The sequence below is a fragment of the Streptomyces xylophagus genome (genome assembly GCF_000716435.1).
Taxonomy (GTDB): Bacteria; Actinomycetota; Actinomycetes; order Streptomycetales; family Streptomycetaceae; genus Streptomyces; species Streptomyces xylophagus.
In genome coordinates, this window is sequence record NZ_JNWO01000002.1 from 195,511 (window position 1) to 207,498 (window position 11,988).

General features: G+C 71.1%; 13 protein-coding genes. 7 read left to right on the forward strand and 6 right to left on the reverse strand.

Annotated features, from left to right (window positions below; translation table 11 throughout):
• Nucleotides 1-85 precede the first annotated feature (85 nt).
• Entirely contained in the window at nucleotides 86-472 is a 387-nt protein-coding gene (locus OO70_RS04375) for a hypothetical protein (protein ID WP_043664264.1), read from the forward strand.
• A 1-nt stretch (nucleotide 473) separates the two neighbouring features.
• Here the strand turns inward: OO70_RS04375 and OO70_RS04380 are convergent, their stop codons facing one another.
• A complete protein-coding gene (locus tag OO70_RS04380; protein WP_043664266.1) occupies nucleotides 474-1,361 on the reverse strand; it encodes a Gfo/Idh/MocA family protein in 888 nt (295 codons plus the stop codon).
• Between the two features lie 314 nt (nucleotides 1,362-1,675).
• On the opposite strand from OO70_RS04380, the gene OO70_RS04385 reads away from it, so the two are divergent.
• From OO70_RS04385 to OO70_RS04395, 3 genes are all read left to right on the forward strand, one after another.
• Nucleotides 1,676-2,533 (forward strand): aldo/keto reductase, encoded by an 858-nt coding sequence (locus tag OO70_RS04385; RefSeq protein ID WP_043664268.1) that lies wholly within the window; start codon nucleotides 1,676-1,678, stop codon nucleotides 2,531-2,533.
• 90 nt (nucleotides 2,534-2,623) lie between these two features.
• The gene (locus tag OO70_RS04390) at nucleotides 2,624-4,396 is read left to right on the forward strand and encodes an ABC transporter ATP-binding protein (RefSeq protein ID WP_043664271.1); all 1,773 of its coding nucleotides are present in this window, start codon (nucleotides 2,624-2,626) and stop codon (nucleotides 4,394-4,396) included.
• 73 nt (nucleotides 4,397-4,469) lie between these two features.
• Entirely contained in the window at nucleotides 4,470-4,700 is a 231-nt protein-coding gene (locus tag OO70_RS04395; RefSeq protein WP_043664272.1) for a DUF5133 domain-containing protein, read from the forward strand.
• A gap of 5 nt (nucleotides 4,701-4,705) precedes the next feature.
• Here the strand turns inward: OO70_RS04395 and OO70_RS04400 are convergent, their stop codons facing one another.
• A complete protein-coding gene (locus OO70_RS04400; RefSeq protein ID WP_043665318.1) occupies nucleotides 4,706-5,674 on the reverse strand; it encodes a GlxA family transcriptional regulator in 969 nt (322 codons plus the stop codon).
• Nucleotides 5,675-5,818: 144 nt separating this feature from the next.
• On the opposite strand from OO70_RS04400, the gene OO70_RS04405 reads away from it, so the two are divergent.
• On the forward strand, nucleotides 5,819-6,286 hold the full coding sequence (locus tag OO70_RS04405; protein WP_043664275.1) for a membrane protein: 468 nt from the start codon (nucleotides 5,819-5,821) through the stop codon (nucleotides 6,284-6,286).
• 4 nt (nucleotides 6,287-6,290) lie between these two features.
• Here OO70_RS04405 and OO70_RS04410 read toward each other — a convergent pair whose 3' ends face one another.
• A complete protein-coding gene (locus OO70_RS04410) occupies nucleotides 6,291-8,330 on the reverse strand; it encodes a SpoIIE family protein phosphatase (protein WP_043664277.1) in 2,040 nt (679 codons plus the stop codon).
• Between the two features lie 200 nt (nucleotides 8,331-8,530).
• On the opposite strand from OO70_RS04410, the gene OO70_RS04415 reads away from it, so the two are divergent.
• Both OO70_RS04415 and OO70_RS04420 read left to right on the forward strand, forming a co-directional pair.
• Nucleotides 8,531-9,676, forward strand: a complete 1,146-nt coding sequence (locus OO70_RS04415) for a serine hydrolase domain-containing protein (RefSeq protein WP_043664279.1) — start codon at nucleotides 8,531-8,533, stop codon at nucleotides 9,674-9,676.
• Nucleotides 9,677-9,722: 46 nt separating this feature from the next.
• On the forward strand, nucleotides 9,723-10,274 hold the full coding sequence (locus OO70_RS04420; RefSeq protein ID WP_158711408.1) for a hypothetical protein: 552 nt from the start codon (nucleotides 9,723-9,725) through the stop codon (nucleotides 10,272-10,274).
• 24 nt (nucleotides 10,275-10,298) lie between these two features.
• Here the strand turns inward: OO70_RS04420 and tgmB are convergent, their stop codons facing one another.
• From tgmB to OO70_RS04435, 3 genes are all read right to left on the reverse strand, one after another.
• Nucleotides 10,299-11,285, reverse strand: a complete 987-nt coding sequence (gene tgmB / locus OO70_RS04425) for an ATP-grasp ribosomal peptide maturase (RefSeq protein WP_043664283.1) — start codon at nucleotides 11,283-11,285, stop codon at nucleotides 10,299-10,301.
• Nucleotides 11,286-11,301: 16 nt separating this feature from the next.
• Nucleotides 11,302-11,493: a putative ATP-grasp-modified RiPP gene (gene tgmA / locus OO70_RS04430; protein ID WP_033283043.1), complete on the reverse strand. Its 192-nt coding sequence runs from the start codon at nucleotides 11,491-11,493 to the stop codon at nucleotides 11,302-11,304.
• Nucleotides 11,494-11,657: 164 nt separating this feature from the next.
• On the reverse strand, nucleotides 11,658-11,954 hold the full coding sequence (locus OO70_RS04435; protein WP_043664286.1) for a YkvA family protein: 297 nt from the start codon (nucleotides 11,952-11,954) through the stop codon (nucleotides 11,658-11,660).
• Between the last annotated feature and the right edge of the window lie 34 nt (nucleotides 11,955-11,988).

The following is an 11,988-nucleotide window of genomic DNA, read 5'->3' on the forward strand; positions in this document are numbered from 1 at the left end:
CCGGCCTGTCATCAGCTCCGGGCCGACTGTCAGTGCCGGGTGGCAAGCTGGCGGCAGGTCGATCTACGGCGGGACGGAGTCGGGCATGGGGTTCGTGGGCGAGGTCTGGCAGGTGCGCAGGGGCGAGGAGTCGGTCGGGGAGATCCTGATCGACGACGCCGATTTCCCTTGGCTGTCGGGCAAGTTCACCGCAGGTCCGGCGTTCGACGCCGTGCGGGACCTGTTCGCGCGGGACATCGCCCTGACGAAAGCGGACGACGACGGGCACTGGACCCGGTGGGAAGAGGCCTACGACGAAATCCGGAGACAGGTCACTCTCACCTCGCCGGACGGTCCCGTGCCCGAGTTCCTCCTGCACATCGAGGGAGGGCGGGCGTGGTTCCGGTGGAGTGACGAGCCGTTCGGCGAGGAAGAGGAAGAGGACGACGACGAGGCAGGGGACAAGCACGAACAGCCGCCCGGCGCCGGGTGATTCAGACGGCCTCGCCGTACACCATCGCCTCGGCCTGCGCCAGGATCTCCGTGACCCGTTGCCCGAACGCCGCGTCGCACGGATGCGGTCGGCCCGTGCGGACGGCCACGCCCAGCGCGTCGGCGGCCCGGACCAGGGCGGACACCGCATTGCCGGAGCTGTCCGGAAGGACGGTCACCCCGGTCTCGCCGCGCAGCTCCACCGTGGCTCCCGCCGCCGCGGTCGGTGCCGTGAGGCTCAGCGTCAGCGTGCTCGACGCGCCGCCGACGTGGTCCAGGATCAGCAGGGCCGTGTCCCCGGGCCCCCGCACGGCCGCAGCCACCCGGCGGACGTCACCGAGCACCGGCAGCAACACCGACAGGGCGTGCGGGCCTACGTCCCACAGCGCGCCCTTCTCCTGCCGCCAGGGCGACGCGGCGAACGGGCTGTCGCTGGTGAACACCGAGCCGAGCCACTCGGCCCGAGCGGTGAACCAGCCCTCGGCGGCGGCCTGTTCGGCGATCCACGCCTCCGTCTCCGGCTGGAAGCGGGTGGTGAAGAACACGACCGACGCGACCCCGGCCTCCTGGACCGCGTCGACCACGGCCCGCCCCTGCTCCACCGTCGGCGCCAGGGGCTTGTCCAGCAGCAGATGACGGCCCGCCCGAGCCGCCCGCACCGCCAACTCGGCCTGCACGGACGGCGGCAGGGCCACGGCGACGGCGTCCACGTCCGCGATGAGGGCGTCGGCATCGTCGTAGGCGGGCACGCCGTGCCGGTCCGCCAGTTCCTTGGCGGCATCCGGGCGGCGGCCCCACACACCCGCGAACTCCCACTCCGGGTGCCCGCTGAGGGCGGGGGCGTGCGCCATCTGTGCCCAAGGGCCGGTGCCGAGCAGTCCGATGCGCATGGCGCTGCCTCTCCACGGGGTCGAATCAACGGGTCGAACCTGTCGAACCTGGTGACGACCGGAGTCAGAGCCGACCCGGCCGGTCGCCGGTGAGCGTGCCACATGAACAGGGCAGGTGCGCAAGCCCCTCGGACGACTCGCCGATTGAGCAGTCCCGCTGCTGGATGCGTTCGATTTCTTCTATTGGACCTGCGGACTTCGGCCGGAGAGGCTGGAGGGTGCGTCCTGCCCGCCGCGACCCGATCGGTCGTCCGGCGGCGTCGGACGGCACGGTTCCGCACGACAGCCGGCAGACCGGAAGAGGAGCACGAGCAATGGACACCCGCCGTATCGGTGACGTCGAGGTCAGTGCGATCGGCCTGGGCGGCATGCCCATGTCGATCGAGGGACGGCCGGACGAGGCACGCTCCCTCGCGACCATCCACGCCGCCCTCGACGCGGGCGTGACGCTGATCGACACCGCGGACGCCTACCACCTGCACGCCGACGACGTCGGTCACAACGAGACCCTGATCGCCAAGGCCCTCGCCTCCCACGACCGGGGGGCGGACGTCCTGGTCGCCACCAAGGGCGGGCATCTGCGCCCCGGGGACGGCAGTTGGACCCTGAACGGCAGCCCCGAGTACCTCAAGGAGGCCTGCGAGGCATCCCTGCGCCGACTGGGCGTGGAGGCCATCGGGCTCTACCAGTTCCACCGCCCCGACCCGACGGTCCCGTACGCGGACTCCGTCGGCGCGGTGCGGGACCTGCTGGACGAGGGCAAGATCCGCATGGCCGGTATCTCGAACGCGAACCCGGAGCAGATCCGGCTGGCGAACGAGATCCTCGGCGGGCGGCTGGTCTCGGTGCAGAACCAGTTCTCCCCGGCTTTCCGCTCCAGCGAGCCGGAGCTGGACCTGTGCGACGAGCTCGGCATCGCTTTCCTGCCCTGGAGCCCCCTCGGCGGCATCGCCCGCGCCGGCGAACTCGGCTCCGCCTACGCGCCGTTCGCCCTGATCGCCGAGCAGCACGGCGTCAGCCCGCAGCGGGTGTGCCTGGCCTGGATGCTCGCCAAGTCGCCGGTCGTCGTACCGATCCCGGGCGCCAGCCGCCCCGAGACGATCCGCGACTCGGCCGCCGCACCCGAACTGGCGCTGTCCGCCGAGGAGATCGCGGAACTCGACGCCGTCTGAGCCGATGTCTGATGTCTGAGGTGCAGTCGTGGCGGGCAAGGACTGAAAGCGCTTGCCCGCCAACCGGTCACAGGGGGAGGACCACCACCGATGGCGTCGTCCACGGAGAAACCGCTCGACCACCGCTACCGCGACGAACACCCGATCCGCACCCTCGCCTACCTGTTCCACCAGGACCGTAGACGCCTGACCCTGGCCGTCGCCGTCTTCACGGTCAAGCACAGCCCCATCTGGCTGCTCCCGCTGATCACCGCGTCCATCATCGACACCGTCGTCCAGCACCAACCGGTCAGCAGACTCTGGATCAGCACCGGCGTCATCCTGTTCATCCTGCTGATCAACTACCCCTTGCACGTGCTCTATGTCCGCCTTCTCTACGGCAGCGTCCGCCGCATGGGCACCGATCTGCGCTCGGCACTGTGCACCCGCATGCAGCAGCTCTCCATCGGCTACCACTCCCGGGTCAGCGCCGGCGTCCTCCAGGCCAAGGTCGTCCGCGACGTGGAGACCGTCGAGCAGATGGTCCAGCAGACCGCGGAGACCGGTCTCGGCGCGATCACCGTGCTCACCGGCGGTCTGGTCATCATCGGCTTCCGTACGCCGGAGTTCGTGCCCGTCTTCGTGGTCGTCGTGCCCGTCGCCGCACTCCTCGTGTCCCGGTTGCGGGCACGCCTGCGCACCCACAACGAGCACTTCCGCCACGAGGTCGAGACCCTGTCCTCGCGCGTCACGGAGATGACCCGCCTCATCCCGGTCACCCGCGCCCACGGCCTGGAGGGCAAGGCCCTGCGCCGCATGGACGGCACCCTGCGCCGACTCCTCACCTCAGGAAACCGCCTCGACCTGCTCAACGGCCGCTTCGGCTCACTGGCGTGGGTGGTCCTGAACGTGGTCGGCGTCCTGGTCCTCGCCGGCGCGGCCCTGGTGTCGTACTACGGCGTCTGGGGAGTCACCGCCGGCGACGTCGTCATGCTCAGCGCCTTCCTGACCACCCTCACCAACTCCACCACGACCCTCGCCGGCCTGGCCCCGGTCATCACCAAGGGCCTGGAGTCGGTCCGTTCGGTCGGCGAGGTGCTCCAGGAACCCGAACTGGAGGACAACGAGGGCAAGGCCGAGGTCACCGCGGTGCGCGGAGCCGTCACCTTCCGGAACGTCGGCCACACCTACGACACCGGCCAACTCAGGCCCGCCGTCCACGACTTCACCCTCACCGTCGCCCCCGGCGAGACCGTCGCCCTCGTCGGCGCGTCCGGCGCCGGAAAGTCCACGGTCCTGAACCTCGTCATCGGGTTCATCCGCCCCACCGCCGGCCAACTGCTCCTCGACGGCGCCGACATGACCACCCTCGACCTGCGCACCTACCGCCGCTTCGTCTCGGTCGTCCCCCAGGAGTCGATCCTCTTCGACGGCACGATCCGCGACAACGTGGCCTACGGCCTGGACGACGCCGACGAGGAAACGGTGCGCGCGGCCCTGCGCGACGCCAACGCCCTCGAGTTCGTGGAGAAGTTGCCGCGGGGCCTGGAGACCCTGGTGGGCGAACGCGGGGCGCGGCTGTCCGGCGGGCAGCGCCAACGCCTCGCCATCGCACGGGCGTTGATCCGCGACCCCAAAGTGCTCGTCCTGGACGAGGCGACCTCGGCGCTCGACACCCGCTCGGAGGCCCTCGTCCAGCAGGCCCTCGCCCGGCTGCTGCGCGGCCGTACGACATTCGTGGTGGCGCACCGGCTGTCCACGGTGCGCGGCGCCGACCGGATCGTGGTGATGGGCGACGGGGAGATCCTGGAGGTCGGCACGCACGACGAACTCCTGCGCCAGGGTGGGGCGTACACGGCGCTACACAGCGGGCAGGTGGCTTGAGCAGATCTCTTGGCGGTGTGCTTGATCGGGCGTCGGCGGGGCACACGAGGGCGAAACGAGAGAGGGGCTCTCCGTGCTCGTGCCGGACCCGAAGGCCGTCAGAAAACTGCTCACCCGGTACGCGGTGCTCCGCATCGCCCAGGCGGAGAGGCATCGCCCACAGACGGCCGAGGAGTTGAACGACGTCGTGTCCACCCTCTGCGTGATGATGGGCACCACGGGCATCCGGGAAGCGATCGTCAAGGCGGACGCTCTGTTGGCGGCGGCGCGTGGCACGGCTGCCGACGGGCGCGCCGTCGCGTAGATCCGTCAGGAGAACGCCACTTCGGCGACCCTCCTGCCGTGGAACGCCGAGCGGTACGCCTGCGGACTCGTGCCGACGACCCGGCGGAAGCGCTCGCGGAACGCGGTGGGGGAGCCGAACCCGGCCTGCTGGGCGATGCGTTCGATGGTGTGGTCGCTGTGCTCCAGCAGGTACTGGGCGCGGCGCACGCGGGCCCGCAGCAGCCACTGAAGAGGGGTGCTGCCCGTCTGTTCGCGGAACCGGCGGCTGAACGTCCGCTCGCTCATGCCCGATCGCGTCGCCAGCGCGCCCAGGGTGACCTCGTAGGAGAGGTTGTCCTCGATCCACCGCAGCAGCGGTTCGAGGGTCGAGCCCTGGGGGACCGGTGGATGTTGGTGGACGATGAACTGGGCCTGCCCGCCCTCGCGTTCGAGCGGCATGACCGACAGCCGTGCCGCGTCCGCGGCGATCGCCGAGCCCAGGTCCCGCCGGATGATGTGCAGACACAGGTCGAGGCCGGCGGCGGCCCCGGCCGAGGTGAGGATCTGGCCGTTGTCGACGTAGAGCACGTCCGGCTGCACCTCGACCAGCGGATAGCTGCGGGCCAGCAGATCGGCGGCGATCCAGTGGGTGGTGGCGCGCAGCCCGTCCAGCAGGCCGGCCTCGGCCAGCACGAAGGCGCCCGCGCAGATGGACACGATCCGGGTGCCCGCCGCTGCCGCCTCCCGCAGTGCCTCCAGCACCCGGGCGGAGGGCGGCGGGGCCTGCTCCGAGCGGCCCGGGACGATGACGGTGTCGGCGTCCGCCAGCGCTTCGAGCCCGTGGTCGACCCGCAGGGCGAACCCGTCCGCCCGCACGTCCGGCGTCTCGCCGCACACCCGCACCCGGTAGGCGTTGCGGCCGTCCGGCAGCCGGGTACGGCCGAACACCTCCATCGGCGTCGCCATGTCGAACGGCACCACATGATCGAGAGCGAGGATCACCACGGTATGCATGAACACCACGATAGGCAGATTCCTGCCAGAGGTGTGACATGGCCCTATGTCTCTGTGGCCTGGTGGGAGGTGTTGGCGGGAATCCGTTGGAACCTGTCGTTTCAGCCTCTGTGCTCCCGCGTGGGACGTCCCTAGCCTGGGCCGGTGACCAAGATCCTCCTCGCTCTGCACGTCCTGGCCGCCATCGTCGCGGTCGGCCCCGTGACCGTCGCCGCCAGCATGTTCCCACCGGCGGCCCGCCGCGCTCTCACGGGCCCGGACGGCTCCGACGCGGGGGTGACGACCGTACGACTGCTGCACCGCATCTGCCGTCTCTACGGCGCGGTCGGCCTTGCCGTGCCCCTCTTCGGCTTCGCCACCGCCTCCGCGATGGGCGTCCTGGGCAGCGGCTGGCTCATCGCCTCCATCACCCTGACCGCGGTGGCGGCCGGCATCCTGATCGCCTTCGTCCTGCCCCGCCAGGACGAACTCCTCGAGGAACTGGGCGCGCGGCGGCCCGTGGAGCGGGCCGGGACCGTTCAACTCGCCATGTTCACCGGCATCTTCAACCTGCTGTGGGCCACCGTCACCGTCCTCATGATCATCCGCCCCGGCTCGACCACGGGCGCCTGAGCGGTCAGCCGGTGGCGCGGACCAGGAGGAGCGCGACGTCGTCGTCCGGTTCCGGGCGCAGCGTGTTGAGGAGCATGTCGCTCGTCTGCTCCAGCGGGCGGCGCGAACTCTGCAACAGCCGCGTCAGCGTGTGCAGTCCGACGTCGATCGACTCGCCGCGGTTCTCCACCAGGCCGTCGGAGTACAGGGCGAGCAACGCGCCTGTGGTGAAGTCGACTTCGGCGGTCCCGAAGTCCACCCCGCCGACACCGAGCGGGACTCCGCCGGGAATCTCGAGGAGTTCCGCCGAGCCGTCGGGACGGATCAGCACGGGCGGCAGGTGCCCGGCGCTGGACAGCGCGCAGGTGCCCCGGCCGAGGTCGACCACGCCGTACGCACAGGTCGCGATCGTGTCGCCGAGCGATCCGGTGAGGTCGTCGAGGTGGTGCAGCAACTCCGCGGGCGGCAGATCGAGTCGGGCCAGCGCGCGGGTCGCCGTGCTCAACTGGCCCATGATGGCGGCGGCTTGCACGCCCTTGCCCATCACGTCGCCCACGACGAGACCGGTCCGCCCCGGCCCCAGCGGCAGTACGTCGTACCAGTCGCCCCCGACCTCGCTCAGCGCCGGGAGATAGCGGGCCGCGATGTCGAGCCCCTCCTGCCGGGCCGGGGTCGGTGGCAGCAGGCTGCGCTGCAGGGTCAGCGCGGTGGCGCGCTCACGGCCGTAGAGACGGGCGTTGTCGATGCAGATCGCGGCGCGCGCGGCGAGTTCGGAGGCGAGGACGCGGTCCTGTTCGTCGAAGGGGCGCTCGTTGACGGTGCGGTAGAGGCTCAGCGTGCCGAGTACCTCGCCGCGGGCCATCAACGGGACGGCCAGGTACGAGTGGACGCCCGCCGTGCGCAGGGTCTGGGCGGCGCGTCCGTCCCTGGCGATGCGGCGCATCATCGGCGGGTCCACCCGCTCGACCAGGATCGGGCCGGCCTCGCGGACGCATCGGGTGATGATGCGGTGGGGGCCGTAGGTGGCCAGTTCGCCCACCGGGTCCGCCGCGTGGATCGCGTCGGTGAGGTATCCGGCGGCGACGGCCAGCGCGCGGAACTCCACCTGCGTGTCCGCGGTCACCGGAGTGATCGTGCCGTGTGTGACCACCGATTCCAGTACGTCCACGGCGGCCAGGTCGGCCACATGTGGCACCGCGACGTCGGCCAGCTCCCGCGCGGTCTGCTGGAGGTCCAGGGTCGTCCCGATCCGCACCCCGGCCTCCGCCACGACGGACAGATGCTGGCGCGCCTGCGCGACCTCGGCGGCGGCCTGCTCCCGCTCGGTGACGTCCAGAACGGCCATCGCCAGCCCCAGCACCCGGCCCTGCGCGTCCTCGATGCGGTGATACGACTCCGAGTACGCCCTGTCCGTGACGTCGGCCGCCGTCCGGCCCACGGTCTGCTGGTCCAGCAGCGGCTTGCCGGTGATCAGCACATGGCGCATACGGGACTCGATGGCCGCCACGTCCAGACCAGGCAGTACCTCGCCCACACGACGCCCGATGAGCCGCGCCTCCGGTACGCCGTTCATGCGCTCCAGGGCCGGGTTGACGCCGATCCACCGCAGATCGGTGTCGAACACCGCGATGCCCACCGGTGTCTGCCGCACGAGGCTGTGGGACAGCGCCAGGTCGCGCTCCACACCCCGCACCGTCGTGGCGTCCGCGGCCAGCCCCAGCAGATGCGGCTGACCCTGGCTGTCGCGCAGCCGCATCGTGCGGAACTCCACGGACCGCTCCGTACCGTCCCGGTGCAGCAGCGGGAACACACCCGCCCAACGGGCACCCGAACCCACCTGAGCGAACAGCTCCCGTGCCCTGACCCGGTCGTCGGGCGACACCAGCAGCCGGTCCGCGCGCTGCGTCAGCGCCTCCTCGGGGGAGTAGCCGAGCAACTGCTCCGCCTCGGGACTCCACAGCCCGATGTACCCGCCGGCGTCCAGCACCACCGCCGCGACCTGCAACAGGTCCAGCAGCCCTCCCGGGGCGGCCGTGACGCCGTCCCCGGCACCGTACGCGTCCATACCGGCCGCTCCTTCCGGCGAGACACGGCACCGCCAAGATCCGCACCGCGGGTCATCCGATTACGGCACAGCACGCCCTGCGGGGCAACACCGCGAGACGGCGAAGGCGGAGGGGGCCGTATGGAGCACATGCCCGCGCGGACGCCGACGAGCCCCCGGATTCTGGTCGTGCCCCGCCCCCACAGCCCCCAGGACACTCCATGCCCTTCCCGCTCCGCCTCGTCTCCCTCCTCGTCGCCACCTGCGTCGGCGCCCTCGTGCCCGCATCGCCCGCCGCGGCCGACGACCACTCCCTCCAGCGCGGCCTCGACGAACTGGTCGCCGCCCCCGACGGCCCGCCCGGCGTGATCGTCGTGCTCCGCGACGGCGACCGGCAGCGCGTCCTGCGGGCAGGCACCGCAGACCTCACCACCGGCCGCCCGCTCGAAGCGCGCGACCACACCCGGACCGCGAGCACCAGCAAGGCGTTCAGCGGGGCGGTGGCCCTGAGTCTCGTACGACAGCACCGGCTCACCCTCGACGACACGATCGGCACCCGACTGCCGCAGCTGCCCGGAGCCTGGCAGGCCGTGACCCTGCGCCAGCTGCTCCAACACACCAGCGGCCTCCCGGACTTCAGCCAGAGCCCACAGTTCCGCAGCCTCATCGCGGCCGACCCGCACCACCACTTCGACTCGCGGCGCCTGCTCGACTTCGTGGCCGGCGAGCCGCTCCGCTTCGCCCCGGGCACGAAGTACCAGTACTCCAACTCCGACAACATCGCCGTGGCGCTGATGGCGGAGGCGGCGACCGGCACACGCTACGAGAACCTGCTGCGCCACGACGTCTACCGGCCGCTGGGCCTCCACGACACGAGCCTGCCGCAGGGCTACGAGATGCCGGAGCCCTACATGCACGGCTACGCCGTCGGCGGACCGACCGGACCGGAGGACGTCAGCGAGGCGATCGGCATGTCCGGCGTGTGGGCCTCGGGCGGCATCACCTCCACACCCCGCGACCTGGCCGCGTTCATCGGCGGCTACGCCGCCGGAGCCCTCACCACGCAGGCGGCACTCCGGGAACAGCGGCACTGGATCCCCGGCGCCTCCGAACCGGCCGGCCCGGGCCGCAACAGCGCCGGGCTCGCCCTGTTCCGCTACGACACCCGGTGCGGGGTGGTTCTCGGACATACCGGAAACACCCTTGGTTACACACAGTTGATGGCGGCGACCCCCGACGGCCGGCGCGCGCTCACTTTCTCATTGACAACTCAGGTGAACCAGGCGGGGAACCCCGCTCTGCTCAGCAAGGTGCGCGCGGTCGAGGAGGACGCGGTGTGCAGCCTCCTGGGGACATACGGGTCGTAACGCCACAGGCGTGCCGGACGCCTCCGGCATGCCGCACCATGAGTGCGTGCACACGCGACTCACTTGTCAACGGCAGGACGAGCGGGCGGCGTTGGCGCTCGCGGACGCGCTGGGACGCGCCGGTGCCGACGTCGTGCTCGACGTGTGGCCGACAGCCGCGGACGGTGCCCCCGATCCGGAGACCGTCGTCGTCCTGCTGTGGTCGGCGGCGTGGGGCCGAACGCCGACGGAACCCGCGCCGCTCGGCGCACCCGTGCCCGTCCGACTCGACGACACGCCGCTGCCGTCCGCCCTGGCCGGGCTGCGCCACGTACGGCTCGCTCAGGGCTGGGGCCGGGTGTCGGACGAGGCGGCGGCGATGATCGTGCGCCTCGGCTTCCCGGACCTCGTGCCGCCGCTCCCCGTTCGGGGCACCCCCACCGAAAGCACCCTGGCGATCAGCGACTTCGGCCCTCTGGGACTGTTCGCGAGCTGCCCAGGGTGCGGCGGGAGCAGCGAACGGCTGCGCCCGTACGTCACGGTCGACCATCACCACGACCGGGCGCTGCGGCTGGTCATCTGCGGCGCGTGCAACTGGCAGGACGGCTGCGAACTGTGACTCCGGTGAACCGTTTCCGCTACGTCAAGTGACCTTGCTGTCCGACCCGTTGACGCATCCCTCCTGTTCCGGGGAGGCGGGGAGGGACAGCCACTCCGCGATGGTCTGTGCGATCGGCTGACCGGTGTCCGCCTCCACGAACCCGAACTGGCCCGACTGGTTGCACTCCAGGAACCACCAGGTCCCGTCCCGGTCCTCGGCGAAGTCGAAGGCTCCGTAGGCCAGTTCGGCGTCGCACATGTACGTCCGGACGGCCGCGGCGATGCGCGGCGGGACCTCGGTGGGGTGCCAGGGCTGCAGGGGTACGGCGAAGCGGACGTCGACCTCGGCGGGGTCCGGGTCAGGGGCGGTCGCCATGCGGGCGGCCAGCATGCGGTCGCCCACCACGGTGAGCCGGATGTCGGCCTGCTTGGCGATCCGCCGTTGCAGCAGCGTGGGACCGAACGCGACGGCGGCGAAGTCGGTGTCCGGCGCGACCCGGCTGGTCGGCACCGCTCGGGGCGGATCCTGCGGGTGGGCGCCGGAGACCGGCTTGACCACCAGGTCCGGGAAGCGCCGCGAGAACTCGCGGGCGGCCTGCGGGAACGTGGTGATCAGGGTGGCCGGCACGGGCAGCCCGCTGCGCTGGGCGAGACGCAGCTGCCAGGGCTTGTGCCGGGCGCGGCGAGCCGCGTCGGGGTGGTTCATCCAGCGGGCGCCGGAGCCGCGCAGCATGCCGTAGAGCGCCTGGGAGGCCTCCTCGGTCAGCCACTCGGAGGGCTGGGGCGCGCGGGTCGCCGGGGTGCCCGGTCTGCGCACCCAGATCGACCGGAGTCCGCTCATGCTCACCAGCCGCCCCCCGGCGGACAGATGGCCGCGGAAGGCTCCGTGGACGTACTCCCCGGAGAGCGCGACCCCGCCGGTGAGGTCGGCGGGATCGATCCGGACCACGGGGACGCCGGACGCGTGCAGGTGGACCACCACCATGTCCGCCGTGACGTCCTCTTCGCAGGTAAGGACCAACACGGTCATTTTCGTCGTTCCGTGTTCAGTCGTCGAAGTGAGTCTTCGATCCCGCGGTGGACGTCGTGGTCCCCAGTTCTCTCAGCAGAGCGAGATCATGGGCGGCGACCCGTCCGTCGGCGAGCACGTTCAACTGCAGTCCGGAGTCGTAGCTGTACGGAGCGGTCAGCTCCAACTGTGCTGCCGGGCGAGCGTAGTTGAGCGCGAACGGTTGCATCGTCTCTCCCTCGTCGGTACTGCCTCGTGCAAGCGGTGGCCACCCTGCGAGGTCGCTTGGCCCGCTGACTTCCGTCTGCTTCCAGAGACTTATACGAATCGAACGAGTGAATGGTTTCCTTACTCTGCGTAACCACGGTAAGGAAGGTAAGAGCCGTGCCGGGTTCAGCCGAGGTCGCCCGGCCGCCCCTCCTCCTGCTCGACGAGGGACTTGCGCATGGTGCGCAGGGCGAGGAGAAGTACGCCGATGTCGTCCAGATACACGGGATCGGGCATCAAGTCGGTCGGCAGTACGAAGTAGAGGACGGCACCCCAGAAAACCCATTTGGGGCCGGTCGGAAGCCCTGCGCGCCGCATTCCGCGCCGAGTGCGGACCAGCCGCACCAGCACTCCGACGGCCACGGCGAGCAGCATCAACGCGAGCACCGCGGCGATGACGATCACGGTTGTGGTCGAGTCCACTGGCGCCCCTTTTTCCGGTCCGACGGCACGGCAT

Coding starts and splice junctions, on each gene's coding strand:
- OO70_RS04415 (WP_043664279.1), top strand. CDS start 8,531: ATGCCCTTCCCGCTCCGCCTCGTCTCCCTCCTCGTCGCCACCTGCGTC.
- OO70_RS04410 (WP_043664277.1), bottom strand. CDS start 8,330: ATGGACGCGTACGGTGCCGGGGACGGCGTCACGGCCGCCCCGGGAGGG.
- tgmB (WP_043664283.1), bottom strand. CDS start 11,285: ATGACCGTGTTGGTCCTTACCTGCGAAGAGGACGTCACGGCGGACATG.
- OO70_RS04375 (WP_043664264.1), top strand. CDS start 86: ATGGGGTTCGTGGGCGAGGTCTGGCAGGTGCGCAGGGGCGAGGAGTCG.
- OO70_RS04380 (WP_043664266.1), bottom strand. CDS start 1,361: ATGCGCATCGGACTGCTCGGCACCGGCCCTTGGGCACAGATGGCGCAC.
- OO70_RS04390 (WP_043664271.1), top strand. CDS start 2,624: ATGGCGTCGTCCACGGAGAAACCGCTCGACCACCGCTACCGCGACGAA.
- OO70_RS04400 (WP_043665318.1), bottom strand. CDS start 5,674: ATGCATACCGTGGTGATCCTCGCTCTCGATCATGTGGTGCCGTTCGAC.
- tgmA (WP_033283043.1), bottom strand. CDS start 11,493: ATGCAACCGTTCGCGCTCAACTACGCTCGCCCGGCAGCACAGTTGGAG.
- OO70_RS04385 (WP_043664268.1), top strand. CDS start 1,676: ATGGACACCCGCCGTATCGGTGACGTCGAGGTCAGTGCGATCGGCCTG.